Annotated in this window: 10 protein-coding genes and 1 pseudogene; 5 read left to right on the plus strand and 6 right to left on the minus strand. The window is 73.4% G+C overall.

Going from position 1 to position 16,383, the window contains the following annotated elements:
* The 3 genes and pseudogenes from ABZU91_RS13990 (at nt 1) to ABZU91_RS14000 (ending at nt 4,262) form a co-directional block, all read left to right on the plus strand.
* Nucleotides 1-1,350: an NAD(P)/FAD-dependent oxidoreductase gene (locus ABZU91_RS13990; RefSeq protein ID WP_355239005.1), complete on the plus strand. Its 1,350-nt coding sequence runs from the start codon at nt 1-3 to the stop codon at nt 1,348-1,350.
* Between the two features lie 1,256 nt (nt 1,351-2,606).
* A pseudogene (locus tag ABZU91_RS13995) lies at nt 2,607-2,843 on the plus strand (hypothetical protein); the annotation flags it as partial.
* Nucleotides 2,844-3,056: 213 nt separating this feature from the next.
* Nucleotides 3,057-4,262 (plus strand): low temperature requirement protein A, encoded by a 1,206-nt coding sequence (locus ABZU91_RS14000; protein ID WP_355239008.1) that lies wholly within the window; start codon nt 3,057-3,059, stop codon nt 4,260-4,262.
* A 24-nt stretch (nt 4,263-4,286) separates the two neighbouring features.
* Here ABZU91_RS14000 and ABZU91_RS14005 read toward each other — a convergent pair whose 3' ends face one another.
* Complete coding sequence (locus tag ABZU91_RS14005; protein ID WP_355239011.1) at nt 4,287-5,114, minus strand: hypothetical protein; 828 nt, start codon at nt 5,112-5,114, stop codon at nt 4,287-4,289.
* A 231-nt stretch (nt 5,115-5,345) separates the two neighbouring features.
* Between ABZU91_RS14005 and ABZU91_RS14010 the strand changes: the two genes are divergently transcribed.
* Nucleotides 5,346-5,552: a hypothetical protein gene (locus ABZU91_RS14010; RefSeq protein ID WP_355239014.1), complete on the plus strand. Its 207-nt coding sequence runs from the start codon at nt 5,346-5,348 to the stop codon at nt 5,550-5,552.
* Between the two features lie 230 nt (nt 5,553-5,782).
* On the opposite strand, the gene ABZU91_RS14015 is transcribed toward ABZU91_RS14010, so the two are convergent.
* The 5 genes from ABZU91_RS14015 to ABZU91_RS14035 all read right to left on the minus strand — a co-directional run bounded on the left by ABZU91_RS14015 (nt 5,783) and on the right by ABZU91_RS14035 (nt 14,009).
* A complete protein-coding gene (locus ABZU91_RS14015; RefSeq protein ID WP_355239017.1) occupies nt 5,783-7,300 on the minus strand; it encodes a hypothetical protein in 1,518 nt (505 codons plus the stop codon).
* Nucleotides 7,301-7,476: 176 nt separating this feature from the next.
* Nucleotides 7,477-9,441 carry an amino acid transporter gene (locus ABZU91_RS14020; RefSeq protein WP_355239347.1) on the minus strand — a complete coding sequence of 655 codons (1,965 nt, stop codon included), beginning with the start codon at nt 9,439-9,441 and terminating at the stop codon, nt 7,477-7,479.
* A 219-nt stretch (nt 9,442-9,660) separates the two neighbouring features.
* Nucleotides 9,661-9,801 (minus strand): hypothetical protein, encoded by a 141-nt coding sequence (locus ABZU91_RS14025; RefSeq protein ID WP_355239019.1) that lies wholly within the window; start codon nt 9,799-9,801, stop codon nt 9,661-9,663.
* A 402-nt stretch (nt 9,802-10,203) separates the two neighbouring features.
* Nucleotides 10,204-10,974 (minus strand): DUF5995 family protein, encoded by a 771-nt coding sequence (locus ABZU91_RS14030; RefSeq protein ID WP_355032607.1) that lies wholly within the window; start codon nt 10,972-10,974, stop codon nt 10,204-10,206.
* 134 nt (nt 10,975-11,108) lie between these two features.
* Nucleotides 11,109-14,009, minus strand: a complete 2,901-nt coding sequence (locus ABZU91_RS14035) for an AAA family ATPase (RefSeq protein WP_355239023.1) — start codon at nt 14,007-14,009, stop codon at nt 11,109-11,111.
* Nucleotides 14,010-14,203: 194 nt separating this feature from the next.
* Here ABZU91_RS14035 and ABZU91_RS14040 point away from each other — a divergent pair, with 194 nt between their 5' ends.
* On the plus strand, nt 14,204-16,309 hold the full coding sequence (locus ABZU91_RS14040; protein WP_355239026.1) for an adenylate/guanylate cyclase domain-containing protein: 2,106 nt from the start codon (nt 14,204-14,206) through the stop codon (nt 16,307-16,309).
* Nucleotides 16,310-16,383: the final 74 nt, after the last annotated feature.

Raw genomic sequence — 16,383 nt, forward strand, 5'->3', positions numbered from 1 at the left:
ATGTCCACCGCAGGACCGCACGTCCTGATCATCGGTGCCGGCACGGGCGGCCTGTGCCTGGCGCACGGGCTGCGTCGCGCCGGGATCAGCGTGGCCGTCTACGAGCGCCACCGGCACAGCGGCGAGGGGCTGCTCGGATACCGCGTGGGCATCGGTCCCACCGGCAGCCGGGCGCTGCGTGACTGCCTGCCGCCACAGCTGTTCGCCACGTTCCTGGCCACCTGCGCCCGGCCGCCGAGCTACTTCAACGTCGTCACGCAACGGCTTCGGGAGACCGCGTCGTTCGAGCTGCGTCCGGCGGTCGATCCCGTACGCACCGAACACTCGGTGGCCCGGACGGTGCTGCGCCAGGTGCTGCTCACCGGCCTGGCCGACGTGGTGCACTTCGGCAAGACCTTCGTCCGGTACGAGCAGCGTGACGACGGCACGGTCACCGCGTACTTCGCCGACGGAAGCAGCGCCACCGGTGACCTGCTGGTGGCGGCGGACGGCACGCACTCGGCGGTACGCCACCAGTACCTCCCGCACGCGGTCACCCGCGACGCCGGCACCATCAACATCGCCACCCGCATCCCGTTGACCCCGCAGACCCGCGACCTCGTGCCCGAGCGGGTCGGCAAGGGCATCTCGCTCATCTTCGGCGCCGGCGGCACCATGGGCGTGCTGCACGTGATGGAGTTCAAGTGGAGCCCCGACGGGGCGATCAAGTCCGGCGTCAACGACGAGGACGCCGCCCTGCTCCGGGCCTGGTCCGGCCTGTCGGAGAACACCAGCGCCGACTACATCAACCTCATCATCTGGAGTACGGCCCGTCGGTTCCCGGTCGACGTGCTGCAACGCCGGGGCGAGGACCTGAAACGGGTCGCGCTGGACCTCACTCCCAACTGGCATCCACACCTGCGGGAACTGCTGCGGATCAGCGATCCGGGCAGCGTCCTGCCGATCAAGGTGAGCACGTCCGAACCGACGCCACCCTGGAAGAGCAGCACCGTCACACTGCTCGGGGACGCCATCCACACGATGACGCCGGGGCGCGGGGTGGGGGCCAACACCGCGCTGCGCGACGCCCGGCTGCTCTGCCGGCACCTGTCCAGCGCCGTCACCGGGGACAAGACGCTCGTGCAGGCCGTGGCGGACTACGAGGCCACGATGGTGCCCTACGGCTTCGCGCGGGTCGCCGAATCGCTGAACCGCAGCGGCACCAGCGGCGACGACCGGATGTACCGTCCGGTGGTCGGGCGACTCGCGCTGCTCGGCGCGCGTGGCTACTTCGGAGTGACCAGCCGGGTGCCCCCGCTGCGACGCCGTTTCGTCGACGACTTTCACACCTACGAGGGCGACCAGGACTGACCACGGCACCACCGACCCGGGTACGGCGTGCGAGCGCCGGCCCGGGTCGTCCTCTGTCCATGCCCCGTGGTCGGTCGCCGCGCTGGTCGGGGCACGCGTGCGGCGCTGGTCGGGGCGCGATGACGGCCTGGGCGGGTGGACGTTCCGGGGCGACGCTGCGTCACCCGTCGCGCACCACACGCGGTGACGGACGACGGCGCGCGCCATACGGCCAGTCCTCTCTGTCGTCGTCCGAGCGCGTGTGCGAAGCTGCGGCGAGTTTTTCTCGTGACTTTCTCGACGACGTGAGAGGGAGGTTCGCCGTGGAGTGGTCTATCGGACACTCGCTGATAGTGGTAGTGGCGTTGTTGCTGGGCCTGGCCGCCGGATGGTTGCTGCGCGGCCGGCAGAGCGCGGGGGTCACCGGCAGGCCCATCGTGGACGGTGATCCCGTCGCTGGTCTGGCCGTGGTCAGCAGCCCGGAGCCACCGGCCACGACCGACGAGGCCCGACCGGCGGCGAGCATCGACTCCCCGCCCGTGGTGGTGGCCGACGAGCCGGCCCCGGTGGACACGGTCAGCGCGCCTGCCGCCGTGACCACCTCGGACGATTCCACGCCGAACGCCGTCGACCCGGGCGACATGGCCCTCACCGACCCCCCGCCGCCCGTTCCCGCCGCCGAGCGGACCGACGAGATCGACGAGCCGGTCACTGCCGACGAGCAGTCCGGCCCGGCGACCGTGATCGCCCCGCGCCAGCCGCTGGACGACAGCACCGACACGCCGTCGCCCGAGGCCACCCCGGCCGAGACCGCACAGGCGGAGACCAGCCCGGTCGAGACCACGCCGGTCGACACCACGCCGGTCCACCCGGTCGACGCCGGCCTGAGCACGACTGACGCCGCCGAGACCGACGCCGAGCCGGCAGAGCCGGCCGTCGCCACGCCGGTCGCGACCACGGCGGCCGACAGCACGCCGGTCGACACCACGCCGGCCGCGACCACGCCGGCCGACACCACGCCGGCCGACACCACGCCGGTCGACGCCACGCCGGCTGAGACCTCGCCGCTCGACACGACGCCGCTCGACACGACGCCGGTCGACACCACGGCGGTCGACACCACGCCGGCTGAGACGTCGTACAACGAGGCGACGCCGGCCGGGACGGCGGCGGACGTCGACGACGCCGAGCCGGTGCGGGCCACGCCGCCGGTCCGGGACGCCGACACCACGCCGGCCACGGCGGCGAGCGCGGACACCGACCCGACGGGCCGGGCCGACGACTTCCGCCGTATCCAGGGTGTGGGGCCGAAGATGGCCGCCGCGTTGCAGGCGGCCGGCGTGCGTACCTACGGCCAGCTCGGCGCGCTGGACGAGCCGGCGCTGCGCGACCTGATCCGGGCCGCCGGTCTGCGCGCCGCGCCCGGGTTGGCCACCTGGCCCCAGCAGGCCCGGTTGCTGGCCGGCGTCGGTGACGAGGCGGCCGCGGTGCTGCCCGGCGGCGACCAGGGCTGAACTGCCACCGTGAACCCCCGGTCGTCCGCGCGGACGACCGGGGGTTCGCTCGTTCCGGCCGCGTCACGAAGGGTGCCCGCCGCTGCCCGTAATCGACCACCCCGGTCGGGGGACGAGGGGACGAATCCCCAGGTGGCGCGCGGCGCTGCTGGCTAGCGTCGGTCGAGGTGGGCCGGACGGTCCGCCGAGTCCACCGGCACCGCAGGAGCGAGCGTGCACCTCCCCGCGCCGGAGCCCGGCCCGGAGGGGTCCCGACCACCGGTACGCGACCCGGAGTCCCCGCGACGGGTGACGCTGCTCGAACTCTTCTTCGACCTGGTGTACGTGGTGGCGCTCGCGCTCATCTCGCGGGGCATGGTCACCCAGCTCGACTGGCATCGCGCCGGGCAGGCGTTGATCCTCCTGGCCGCCGTCTGGTGGACGTGGGCGATCACCACCCTCGTCACCGACCTGTACGACCCGGAACGAACCGAGATCAAGCTGCTGATCTCCGCCGTCATGTTCGGCGCCCTGCTGATGACCACCGCGATCCCGGAGGCGTTCGGCGCGCGCGGCCTCGTCTTCGCCGGCACGTACGTGGTCATCCACCTCGGCCGCGGGCTGTTCCTGATGCCGGCCGTGCGCCGCCAACCGCAGACCCAGCGCAGGGCGTTACGCATCTTCGCCTGGTTCGCCGTGTCGGCGATCCCCTGGATCATCGGCGGGTTCGTCGCCGGCGACGCCCGGATGGCGTGCTGGGCCATCGCGCTGGCCATCGACTACACGGGCTTCCGGCTCGCGTACCCGGTGCCCGGGCTCGGGGTGGTGCCGGAGCCGCAGCGCAACGTCACGGCCGAGCACCTCTCCGAGCGGTACCAGCAGTTCTTCATCATCGCCCTCGGCGACGCCATCCTGACCATCGGCACGATGTTCAACCTGAACCACACCGAGGCGCAGAACATCGTGTCGTTCGCCGTGGCGTTCGCGACCACCCTGTTGCTGTGGCGGATCTACGTCCACAAGTCCGGCCAACTGCTGCCGTCGGCGATCAAGATGTCCGGCGCGCCGGGGAAGTTCCTGTTCACCGCGCCGTACACCCACCTGCTGATGATCGCCGGAGTGGTGACCACCGCCTCCGGGTTCGACCTGGTGCTGCACGACCACCCCGGCCGTACGCCGCCGGCCTGGGTGGCGGTGATCCTCGGCGGCCCGGCACTGTTCCTGGTGGGTCGGTCCTCGTTCGAGTACGAGGTGTTCAGCAGGGTGTCGCCGTCCCGGGCCGGCGGCCTCCTGGCCCTGTTGACGATCGCGCCCGCGGCGATGTACCTGCCACCGTTGGCCGCCTCGTTCGGCGCGCTGGTGGTGCTGGCCGGGGTCGCGTACGCGGACCACCGCCGCAGTCGAGGCAAGCCGCCGGAGTCCCCCGCACCGCCGCACTGAACCGGCCGCCGGCCGGCGGCCGGTTCACACCAACGCGCCCGCGTACGCCCGGGCCTGTAGCCGCTGCCCGGCGTTGTCGCCGAGGCGGACCTGGAGGCCCAGTGGCACGGCCGCGCGGCGTACGTCGTCGACGTGCAGCGAGCCGTGCCGGTCCACGGTCAGCACCGGCGGCTCCTCCAGCTCGCCGACGGGCGCGTGGAACGAGAGCAGGGTCACCGAGGTGGTGAGGTAACCCGGGTAGGCGGCACGGGCCACCGCCTCGTCCGGGTGGGCGAGCACCACCAGGTCGTCGAGGTGGGCGAAGTCGGCGGTGAGCGCGCCGGCCTTCCAGTGCGCCGGCTCGTCGGCGGCCCCGGTGTGGTGCCGGGACCGGTTCGCCGACGTGATGTAGAGGTGGTCGGTGCCGGTCTCGGCGAGCGCCCGCTCGAAGAACGTGTTGGACGGGCAGGTGAGACCGGGAGCGATGACCTGGGCGGTACGCAGACCGCTGTCGACCTGTGTCAGGTGCTCGGGCAACCGGTCGGCGGCCGGCCCGCGAAAGCCGAACGGGCCGCCCCCGTAGAGGGCGTCCATCAGGGCCCGCACCCGGCCGACCGGCAATCGCGGCGAGATGCGGGACCAGTCGAACATCCCCGGGATCCGCCCGATCGCGGTGGTGATGCTGCCGACCTGGTGAGCCGCGCGGCCCTTGGCCAGGTTGACCCGGCGCACGGTGGCCGGGTCGGGGCGGGTCACGAGGGCGTAGACGTTGGCGAACGCCACCGCGACGATCGCGCCGCCGGCGAGCGCGCGGGCGGCGACCGCGACGTCCTCGGGGCGGTCGATGTGCAGCGACGGTGTCGGGACGTCCATGGGTCCTCCTCGGCGGGCCGTGAGGCAGTTCTACGTCCGCTGCCCGCTGCGACGGCCGGGTGGGTCGGCGATCCGATAGCAGCCGGCCGATACGTGGTGCGGGCGGCTGATGCCGACATCAGCCGGACGGACGATGCCGCCGGGCACGCCTTCCGATCACCGTTAGCCGCGCGACCCGATTGGGTACAACGCCTGCACCTCAGATACACCACATTCCTTCAGGAGGCAGCGATGCGCGGCACCTCGATACTCGGAGTCATCGTCGTGATCTGGCTGGTGATCGGCGCGATCGCCGGCGGTCAGCGCGGGTACTACAGCGGCGACGACACCAACTGCGCCGAGGCGGGGACGATCCTGGTCACGGTCGTGGCCGGACCGCTGAACTACATCGGGGCCAACCCGAAGGTGAAGTGCAAGCTGCCCGAGCCGTCCAAGTAGGACCGACGCCGTCGAACGGCCCGCGCCCGTGCAGGGCGCGGGCCGTTCCGCGTCCGGGGTCGCCGGCTCGATCCCCCGCAGAGCGGGCGCGGGCGGTCGGATTTGCCACACCGCCTGGGCCGTCCTAGGAGGCTGGTTCGGAGGCGTGGCTGCGGCGACGGGACGAGCACGCCCGCCCGGACGCTGTCCGGGCGGGCGGATGTGCTCAGGATGGATGACGCTGTCAGGCCTCAGCGGAAGCAGTGGGCGATCGGTACGGCGCTGCCCTCGCAGTTGGTCGGCTCGTTCTCGACGACGACGCTCTCGTCGTCGATCTTGATCTGGGCGTGCTCGGCGAAGATGCCGCCCGGCTTCACCGTGGCCGCGTTGTGGGTGACCTTGGTCGTGTAGAGCGCCACCGAACCCGCGGAGGCGTAGATGCCACCGCCCTTGGACGTCGCGCCGACCGCCTCGTTACCGGTCACGTCGCTGCCACGGACGAGCAGGTTGGACTTCTCGGCGTAGATGCCGGCGCCGATGCCGTGCGTGGTGTTGCCGGCGACCACGCTGTCGTCGAGGGGCAGCAGACCCTTGACGGTCGAGATACCGCCGCCGTTGACGGTCGAGGTGTTGCCGCGAATGGTCATCTTGCGCATCACGAGCACCGCGTCGGAGTTGGCGGCGCCGCCGCCGACCTGTGCGGTGTTGTTCAGCAACTCGGTGTCGTACACCTTGGTCCGGGCCGAGAAGCTGGCCAGGCCGCCGCCCTGCCCGGCGCTGTTCTCGGCGAGCGTGCTGGTGTCCACGTCCGCCGCGCCCCGGTAGTTGCCGAGCCCGCCGCCGTACCCGTTGGCGCTGTTGTGGCGGAACTCCGAACGCTTGACCGTCAGCACACCGCCGTTGAGCAGGCCCCCGCCCTTGCCCGCGGCGCCCGAGGCGCTGTTGCCGACGAACGTGGAGTCGGTGACCACCATGTTGCCGTCGTTGAAGATCCCACCGCCACCGCCCTCGGGCGACAGCGACGTGCTCTGGGTGACGGTGACCCGTTCCACCACCGCCGTCGCGCCGTGCACGACGTGCACGCTGCCGCCCTCGATGGCCGAGCGGCCGTTGTGCAGCTCGACGTCGCGCAGGGTCAGCTCGCCCCCGTCGCGGACGGTGAAGAAGCGGAACGGCGCGGCCTGGGCGTCGCGGGCGATCGTCGCGCCGGCGCCGTCGATGGTGATGGCCTGGTAGATCACCGGCAGGCCTGACGTGTCGTCGGCCGGGTCGTGCGGCGGGGCGTCGGCGTCACCGGGGGTTTCCGCCGCGTCGGCCTGCTCCCGGGCGTCGCGGATCCCACCGTCGTACTGGTCGGTCTCGTGGAACGCCTCGGTCAGCGTGTACCGGCACCGGGGAGCGAGCCGCAGCTCCCCGCCGCCCTCCGCGTTGGCCGTCACCAGCGCGGCCACCAGCTTCGCCGCGTCGCAGGGCACCTCGACCACGCCCCGCTTGCCGGTCCCCGGAGTGTGCGGCCGGGCCCGCTCGGCGTCGTCCCCGCCGCGCTCCGGGGTGGACCCGTCTCCGGACCGCCGGTCGTCGTCGCGATCGGCCGCGGAGGTCAACCTCCCCAGGACTCCGAGGGAGAGGTCACGGTCGGCGGCGGCGGCGACGCCGGCCACGCCGGCCGCCCCCACCACCAGGCTCCCGGCCAGCAGCCCGCCGGCTAGGAACCATCGGGACCGCCGTCGGGGTCGGGCTGGGCGGTCTCCTGGTCGGTACGTGGACATCCGGTGCCTGCCTTCCTGCGTACGTGCCATGACCACGCCGCATCCGGGCGCGGGGGGCCGGACGTGCCGCCGACCACCAGAGGTCACGATATGACCGCAATACGGACAGGAGGGTGTGAACGTGAATAGTGCTGCCATTCATCTTTTTCGGCACCTTCGGCACCAGAGGGCTCGGTTCACCCGCCGACGTGGATGCCGGGACGACGCAGGGGGTCCCGCTCGGTACGGCGGATGATCTCCCGCACCACCGGCGGGGTGTCCCCCCGACCGAGGATCAGATAGCGCAGCAGGTGCGCGATCGGGCTGCCCTCGGACCACTCGAAGTGCGCGTGCGGACGTACCCCGGTCGCGTCCCGCAGCGCGAGCAGGATCGCGGCGATCGCGTTCGGCGCGGCCGGGCTGCTGGCCCGCAGCACCCGGAAGCCGGCCACCTCGACGCCGTGCACCTGCAGCACCTGGCTGAACCCCGACGGGTCCACCACGTCGATCTCCAGGAACAGCACGTCCGCCGCCCCGGGCACCGGATTCATCCCCCGCTGCGCCCGCTCCTTGATCGTGTACTCCTTCACCGAACCGCTCTGCCGCTTGTTCGCGATCAGGTGCAACTGCCCGTCGTGGGCCAGCGACTCGGCGACGAACCGGCGGGCCGGTTCGTCGAACTCGATCCGCTCGGCGCGCAGCTCGGTGGTCCGGGTGATCCGGGAGATCAACGACACCGCGACGATGCCGAGGATGAACAGCGCCGAGATGGTGATCCCGTCCGGCTGCTCGATGACGTTCTCCAGCAACGCGTACAGCAGCACCAACGTCAGCACGGTGAAGCCGACGGCCCCGGCACGGTGGCGACGCCGGATCGCCGAGATGGTCACCGCCACCGCGCCGGAGACCATCATCGCCAGGATCCCCGTGGCGTACGCGCCGGCCTGGGCGTTGACGTCGGCGCGGAAGGCGATGGTGATGGCGACGCTGACCACGGTGTAGACGATCACCACGGGGCGGACGGCGCGTGCCCACTCCGGTGCCATGCCGTACGAGGGCAGGTAGCGGGGCACGATGTTGATCAGCCCGGCCATCGCCGACGCCCCGGCGAACCAGAGGATGAGCACGCTGCTCACGTCGTAGACGGTGCCGAACACCTCGCCGAGATGGGTGTGCGCCAGGAAGGCCAGCGCCCGTCCGTTCGCCGCGCCGCCCGGCCGGAACTCGGCGGCCGGGACGAGCGCCGTGGTCACGAACGTCGTCGAGATGAGGTACACCGACATGATCAAGGCGGCGGTGGTGAGCAGCCGCCGGGTGTTGCGAATGCGGGCGGCCAGCCGTGCTGCCCGGTCCGGTCCGTCGGCCGCCACCAGGGGCATCATGCTGACTCCGGTCTCGAAACCGGACAGCCCCAGCACCAGCAGCGGGAAGGCCAGCACGGCGGTGAGCAGCACGTGGCCCGGTCCCCCGCCGCTCGCCGTCAGGGCCGCCGTCCAGTCCGACACGATGGCGGGATCGTCGGCGATCCGGGCCACCGCGACCACCACGATCACCGCGTTGAGCACGAGGAAGACCGCCACCAGCGGGATGGCGACCACCACGGCCTCGCGGAAGCCGAGCAGGAACACCCCGCCGAGGACGAGCAGCAGCGCGACCGTGACCAGCACCGGCACCGCCCGGCCGTGCAGGGCGTCCGGCAGGTACGGGTTCTCCAGCAGGTGCACGGTGGCGTCGGCCGAGGACAGGGTGATCGTGATGATCCACGAGGTGGCCACGAACCCGAGCAGCACGAGCACGAAGATCTTGCCCCGCCAGAACGGCAGCAGTCGCTCCAGCATCGCCACCGAGCCCTGCCCGTGCGGGCTTTCCTGGGCCACCCGGCGGTACATCGGCAGCATGCCGAACAGGGTCAGCGCGACGATCAACAGGGTCGCCAGCGGCGAGAGCGCGCCGGCGGCCACCGCCGCGATGCCCGGCAGGTACGACAGGGTGGAGAAGTAGTCCACGCCGGTCAGGCACATCACCTGCCACCAGGCGTGCCGGCGGTTCTGCCCCTCGGCCGTCTCCGGGCCGGGTGGCTGCACCTGGTGCTCGAAGAGCCACCGCCGCAGCGGGCTGGCCGGCGGCGCCGAGCGGGCCGGACTGTCCACCCGCTCGGGCATCACGACACCCTGCCGACCACCCCGGTGCGGGCGGGCCGGATCGCGGGCGGCGCGCAGCGCCGGGTCCGGCCCGGTCGGCGTGTGGCGTCGTCCGTCCCAGCGTCGCGGTTTCGCCCGGTGCTCGTCAGCCATCGCCCGTCCCACCCTCGCAGGTCCTGATCCGACCGTAGGTGCCAGCCGACGGCCCGAGCGGCGGAACCGGGTAGCTGGATGCCCTGGTCAGGACAGGTCCGCGCCGGTGGACGGCCGAGGCGGGGTCGCCGGCTCGACGACGCCTACCGCCGGGCGACGGTGTCCCCCACCGGTCACCCGGGCCGGCGGACGACGCGCGGCGACGATGCGGATCGGGGCTGCTCTCATCGCGCACCCGGCCGGGCGGCGGGCCGCGAAACCGGGCCGCCCGGTCGCAGGGGGCCGGGCCGCGCGGGACGGGGTCGGGCGGCGGGACGGCGCCGGGCCAGGACGGTCATGGCGCGGGCGTACCCGGAACGGGCCCGCCGACACCCCCGGATGCTCCCGCTTCCACGCCCCTGCCGACGACCGACGCCGTTCCCCGCCCGCCACTCCCCCGTCGCCGGCCGGCACCCCCCCGGGCCGGCCGACGACGGCAGACGGTCGACACCCCCCGGGCCGACCGGCTGACTCCCCGGCTGCCGCCGGTCAGAGCCGGCCGGCTGCGCGGGTAGGTGGAGCGGGCGGGGCGGTTTGCGTCCCCGCGCTCCGCCGCCCCCACGGGCGGAGCGCGGGGACCCCCCGTCCCGGCTACTGCAGGAACGCCCCGAGGGGCGAGAGCAGCAACCGTCCGAGCGCCGCGGCGTTGTCGTCCAGCCGCGTACGCTCACACTCGCGGGCGTCCGGATCGTGCCGGCACCGCCAGATCTTCTGCGCGTTCCGCCAGGCGACATCGCGGGTGTACTCGACCAGTTCCCCCTGGTACCAGTCGTCGATGTCGCCGTTGAGCATGTCGATGAGCAGCTGCCACCGCTCCAGGTAACCCCGCCGCAGACCGGGGATCTTGTCCGCGAAGATCTTGTTGATCTCGAGGTAGTCGTGGTGCTGGTCGCTTCCGTCGACCGGCTCCGACTCCAGGTGGTCGAACGTCGTCACCAACGCGAACGGCAGGTCGAAGTTGATGTGCGCGTTCACACCGGCCGCCGCCGACGGCAACGGCCGGGCGTCGGGCCCGCGCATCCGCTCGAACAGACACGACCAGGCCTTGGGCGTGCCCGGGCTGGAGTCGGTCCAGAGCCGCATGGCGTCGAAGTAGCGGGCCGCGAACTCGACGTCCAGGCGGGAGAGGAACGCCGGGTCGACGAACCTGTCGTCGTACAGGCCGTCCAGCACACTGCTGGTGATCGTCAGGTAGAGCCTGTTGAAGTCGGCGAGCGGGCAGCTCGCCTCCAGCGGAGGCAACCGCACCAGCATGTCCTGGAGCTTCGTGAGATGGTCGACCACCGCCGGCACGTCCGCCGGGTGATCGGCGAGCAGGTCGACGATGTCCCGGTGCACGGGCCCCCAGACGGGTTCGGTCATCTCTCCTCCATGATGGTCGTGGCACCCCCGGCGCCGTCGACGGGGCACAGCCTCTCAGCCGACAGCCGCCGCCGGGATCAGTAGAACGACGTATCCCCGGCGCACAACGGCGCCGGGGATACGTAGGGGTGTCGTCAGCCGCGCGCGTTGCGCAGGTGGATCGCGCTGGCCTGCACGCGGGTGCGGACCTGCAGTTTGTCGAAGATGTGCGACACGTGCACGCCGATGGTCCGCTCGCTGATAAACAGCCGCTGCCCGATCTCCCGGTTGGTCAACCCCTCGGCGACGAGCGCGAGCACCTCCCGCTCCCGCGCGGTGAGGGCAGCCAACTCGTCGTCGGCCGGCTCGACCGACGCGGCGGCGCGGGTGCCGTCGGCGCCGTCCCGCTCGTCGAGGGACACCCGGGCCCGCCCCGCCAGCTCCCGGATCTCCGAGGTCAACGGCACGGCACCCAGCCCCTGCACCACCCGGTACGCCTCCCGGAGCAGCTTGCCCGCGGTGGCCACCCTGCTGCGCCGGGCGAGCAGCGCCTCGGCCTGTCGCAGCCGCGAGTACGCCGCCGGGTAGGGGTGGTTACGGCGGTCCCACTCGGCGACCGAGGCGGCCCACAACTCCGGGTCACTACTGTCGAGGCGGCTCACCTCGGCGGCGCACAACGCCAGGAAACCGTCCACCACCGAGCGCACCGGTCGGGCCGCGGACGCGCTCTTGCGCGCGACCCGATCGGCGACGTCGCGCAACCGACGTACCGCCGTCGGGTCCACCGCGACGGTACGACTGGCGTGCGCCTCCGCCTCGGCACGCAGCCCGTGCCACACCAGAGCCGACAGGATCGTCACGTCGTCCGAGCGGCTCTCGGTCAGGCCACGCTGGACGGCCTGCCGCGCGACGTCGTGCCGACCCTCCCACATGGACAGTCCGGCGCGCAGCGTGAGCAGCGGGATGACGTGCCGCGCCCCGCCACCGGCCAGCACGGTCGCCACCGCTTCGAGATCCCGGTCGGCGGCGGCGATGTCGCCGTAGCCCACCGACAGCCGGCAACGGGCCAACAGCAGCTCGACGGCGTCCGCGCCGGACGGCCGGTGCCGCAGCGCGGCGGCGACCACCTTCTCCGCCTCGGCCCACTGCCCCACCCGGAACAGCCCGTTCGTGGCGATGGCCAGCAGACGGGTCTCCCAGGTACGCCCCAGACCCAGCTCGGCCACCCGCTCGGCACCCCGACGGGCCACCACCACGCCCTCTTCGAGGATGTTGAGCGGCCCGGTCAACAACTCCGCCAGGTGCAGGTACGCGCAGGCCACGTCCTCCGGCTGGCCGGAGCGCTCGGCGGTCTCGAGAGCCTGGCGCATCACCGCCAGGCCGGCGTCCGGGTCCTCCAGGTACGCGTCGCTGAAACCGAGCGCCGAACTGGCCAGCACCACCTCGGTGGTGGAACCCTCCACCTCGGCGGCCAACGCCAGCGCCTCCCGGGCGCGCCGGCCCGCGTCGGCATACCGACCCAGGTGCAGCAGCAGCTCGGCGAGTCGCGCGGCGGCGGTGGCCCGGTCCCGTGGCGAGCAGTCCGCCGCGTCGAGGGCCCGCTCGTACTCCTTTTCCGCGAGGGCGGAGCGGCCAGCGGCGGCCAGGTACCGCGCCCGGCGGATGTGCAGCGAGCACCTTGGCCCACCACCCCGGATCGCTGCCAACTCCTCCAGCAGCGCCAACGCGCGGGCGTGCTCCCCGCAGTGGTGGGCGGCCTCGGCCGCGTTGCCGAGCAGCTCCACCCGGTCCACCTGCGACGAGCCGGAGTCACCGGCCAGCTGCAACGCGGCCGTCCAGTGGCGGTGCGCCTCGGCGTACCCGTGCAGTCGCTCGGCCTCCTGCGCGGCGCCCACCGCCGCCGGCAGGGCTCGGGCCGGCTCGCCGGCCAGCCGCCAGTGATGCGCCAGCCGGGCCTGGCGCAGCTCTCCCGGCGCCGCGGTCAGCGCCTCGGCGTAGCGGCGGTGCAGCCCGGAGCGCTCGGCCGGCAACAGCTCGTGCGCCAGCACCTCGGCGACGAGCCGGTGCCGCAGCCGGTAGCCGTCGTCGGCACCGACCAGCAGTCGGTGCGCCACGGCCGCACGGGCGGCGTCGATCAGCTCGTCCTCGGGCAGGCGCAGCACCTCGGCCAGCAGCCAGTGCTGCACGGGCTCGACACCGGCGGCCACGGCGTGCACCACGGCGTGCGCGTGTTGCGGCAGCGCGTCGACCCGGTCGAGGAAGATCTCGCGCAGCGTCTCGGACAGACCGTCCCGCCCGTCGCGCAGGTCGCGGGCCAACTCCTCGATGACGAACGGGTTGCCGCCACTGCGCTGCCAGACCTGCTCGGCCGCCTCGGCCGGCAACGCCCGGCCCACCACCGCGGCGGCGAGCTGCTCGGTGTCGGCACGGTCCAGCGGGGACAGGTCGAGCACCCGCACCGTCCGCAGCCGACGCAGCTCGGTGAGCACCCGGCGCAGCGGGTGCGCGCCCTGCAACGACTCGGCGCGTACCGCGGCCAGCACCGAGAGTTGCAGGTCGCCGAGGCCGGCCAGCAGGTAGAGCAGCAGTTGCCGGGTGCTGCGGTCGACCCACTGGAGGTCGTCCAGGATCAGCACCAGCGGTCGGCCCTCGGCGATCAGGTGCAGACCCCGGGAGACGCGTTCCAGCAGGGTGCCCGCGCCGTCCGGGCCGCCGGTCTCGTCGGCGAACACCTGCAACAGCCCGCGTACGGCCGAGGAGGTACGCGCCTGCGCGGCGGTCAGGTCGGCGTCGAAGCGTCGCAGCGCCTGGAGCAACGGGTGCAGCGGCGAGGCGTCGCCGATGTCCAGACAGCTGCCGGTCAGGACCAGCGCGCCCGTCTCGCGCAGTCGGACGCCGATCTCGCCGAGGAGACGGGTCTTGCCCACACCGCTCTCGCCGGTCAGGAAGACGGCGGCCGTCTGTCCCTGTGCCACGTCACCGAGCAGCGCCGACCGAACCGTCTGCACCAGCTCGGCCCGGCCCACGAGCGGTGCGGTGTCCACATCGCTGGCCATGGAACGCAGCCTAATCACACGCCCCCCGACCGTTCTACGGCCATCTGCCGCTTGTGGTACTCCTCGCGTCGACATTGCGACTAAAAGGTTGCGGGTGGCCGACATACGTCGTTCTGCCGATCCCCCGTCAGCCCAGGAATGCCAATCTCCGAGGGTCGTCAGCCCATCACCTGGGAAGGACGGGTGTGCCACCCATGATCACTATCGTCGCGGACACGACGCGGACCGACCGCCCACACTGGCCGGTGCCCGAGGAACGACGGACAGTCACCGTGCTCTTCGTCGACATCGTCGGCTCCACCGCGCTTGTCGACCAGCTCGACCCGGAGGACGTCCGCGCTCTGCAGAGGGCCTACTTCGAACGGGTCGCCGGCGTGCTGCACCGCTGGCACGGCGTGGTCGAGAAGTACGTCGGCGACGCGGTGATGGCGCTCTTCGGTGCACGGCACTCCGACGGGTTCGACGCGTACCGGGCGGTGCGGGCGGGGCTGGAGATCCAGGCCGCCCTGGACCGTCAGCCGATCCTCGGTGACATCACCCTGCGGGTGCGCGTCGGCATCGCCACCGGTGAGGTGGTGGTCGACCTGGGCGCCGCGGTCAGCGGCGGCCACGGCGTGGCCAGCGGCGCGGTGATCACCACCGCGGCCCGCCTGCAGGGGCACGCCGTACCGGGTGGCGTCGCGCTGTGCGCGGCCACCGCGCGGGCCACCGCCGGCCTCATCGTCCAGCGTCAACTCGCGCCGATGCCGGTGGCCGGCCGGCTGGCGCCGATGCCCGTGTGGCACGCCAGCGGCCTGGCGCGCCCCAGCGCCGACCGGCACGACGGCCCGTTGATCGGGCGTCGCCGCGAACTGGCCGGCATCGCCGACCAGGTGTCCCGGGCCCTGCACGAGCGCGAACCGCGCTGGATCTCCCTCGTCGGCCCGGGCGGCAGCGGCCGCAGCCGACTGCTGCACGAGCTGAGCCGGACGCCGGGCACGGTGGACGGCGTACCCGTGCGCTGGTGCGTGGTGGGCTGCCCGCCGTACCCCGATCAGGTGCTGGCGCCGGTCGCCGAGCTGGTCCGCGTCATGGCGGGCATCCGGCCCGGCGACGGCCCGGCGGCGACCCGCGACCGGCTGACCGACGCCCTGACGCCGTTGTACGCGCCCGGCCGCCTCGCCGAGGTGGTGCCGGCGCTGCGGGGGCTGCTGGCGGCCCCGGACGCCTCGACCGAGGCGCTGGCCGCGGCGGCGGTCTGCCGGGAGACCCTGCTGCTCCTGGCCGCCCACCGACCACTCGTGGTCGCCGTGGACGATGTGGACCGCGCCGCACCGGCCGTGCACCGCTTCCTGCACGACCTGTTCGCCGCGGCCACGGTGCGCGGCGTGCCGATGGCCGTGCTCACCGCGCACCAGCCGCAGTGGACCGACACCCGTCCCGGGCCCGCCCGGCGGGTGCCGATCCGGCCGCTGGCCACGGTGCAGTCCGGGCGGCTGCTGCGCCACCTGCTGACCCGCGCCGGGCAGCCGGTGGCCCTGGTCGACCGGCTGCTGCCGCCGGTGGGTGGCCGACCCGGGCACGCCGCCGCGTACGTGGCGTCGATGGTGGCGGGCGCGGACCCGGCGACGCTGCCCGAGCCGGTACGTCGCAGCACCGGCGCCGAGCTGGACCGGTTCGACGGCGAGCGCCGGGCGGTGCTGATGGCCGCCGCCACCCTCACGGGCGTGCTCTCCGGCCCGGCCGTCGACCGGGCGCTCGGTTGGCTGCCGGGGCGGTCCGCTCCCCTGCTGCGCGCCCTCGTCGCGGGCGGGCTGCTGCGTGCCGACCGCGCCAGCGGGTACGCGTTCGTCGCGCCGGCGTTGCGTCAGGTCGCGGCCGAGCGCCTCCCCCACGCGCTGCGCGCCGTGCTCACCCGGCGGGCCGCCGCGACGTCGGTCTCCGACGCCACCAGCGGCCGCCGCGTCCGCCCCGCGGCGTCACCACCCGCCGATCGGCCCGCGCCGCGGCCGCGCGTCCGCACCCTCGCGGCGACGACCACGTCCCCCGCACGGTCATCCGAGCGCGCGCCGATCCCCCGCCGGCTGCTCCGCACACCCTCGACGGCGCCCACGCCCGCCGCGCCGACGCGTCCGGTCGACCACACGTCGCTCCCCCGTCGACTGCGAGCGGTGACGACGGCCGGCGACGTGCCGCCGAACAGGACGAGCGCGCCCCTGCCCCTCGGCCGCGCCCGGACGTCGATCCGCACCGGCGGCCCGGACACCGGGATCCGATTACCGGTGACGCTCCCGGCGGGCGACCTGGCCGTCCCGGCCTGAGGGCGGCGGGTGGCGGACGGCAGGGGTTCGGTGGGGACGGCGAATCGCCCGACCCCGACGGCTAGGATTGGCGC

The organism is Micromonospora sp. NPDC005174 (assembly GCF_040608495.1).
In the GTDB taxonomy this organism is placed as follows: domain Bacteria; phylum Actinomycetota; class Actinomycetes; order Mycobacteriales; family Micromonosporaceae; genus Micromonospora.

Coding starts and splice junctions, on each gene's coding strand:
- ABZU91_RS14035 (WP_355239023.1), bottom strand. CDS start 14,009: ATGGCCAGCGATGTGGACACCGCACCGCTCGTGGGCCGGGCCGAGCTG.
- ABZU91_RS14030 (WP_355032607.1), bottom strand. CDS start 10,974: ATGACCGAACCCGTCTGGGGGCCCGTGCACCGGGACATCGTCGACCTG.
- ABZU91_RS14040 (WP_355239026.1), top strand. CDS start 14,204: ATGATCACTATCGTCGCGGACACGACGCGGACCGACCGCCCACACTGG.
- ABZU91_RS14015 (WP_355239017.1), bottom strand. CDS start 7,300: ATGTCCACGTACCGACCAGGAGACCGCCCAGCCCGACCCCGACGGCGG.
- ABZU91_RS14005 (WP_355239011.1), bottom strand. CDS start 5,114: ATGGACGTCCCGACACCGTCGCTGCACATCGACCGCCCCGAGGACGTC.
- ABZU91_RS14010 (WP_355239014.1), top strand. CDS start 5,346: ATGCGCGGCACCTCGATACTCGGAGTCATCGTCGTGATCTGGCTGGTG.
- ABZU91_RS14025 (WP_355239019.1), bottom strand. CDS start 9,801: ATGAGAGCAGCCCCGATCCGCATCGTCGCCGCGCGTCGTCCGCCGGCC.
- ABZU91_RS14020 (WP_355239347.1), bottom strand. CDS start 9,441: ATGCCCGAGCGGGTGGACAGTCCGGCCCGCTCGGCGCCGCCGGCCAGC.
- ABZU91_RS13990 (WP_355239005.1), top strand. CDS start 1: ATGTCCACCGCAGGACCGCACGTCCTGATCATCGGTGCCGGCACGGGC.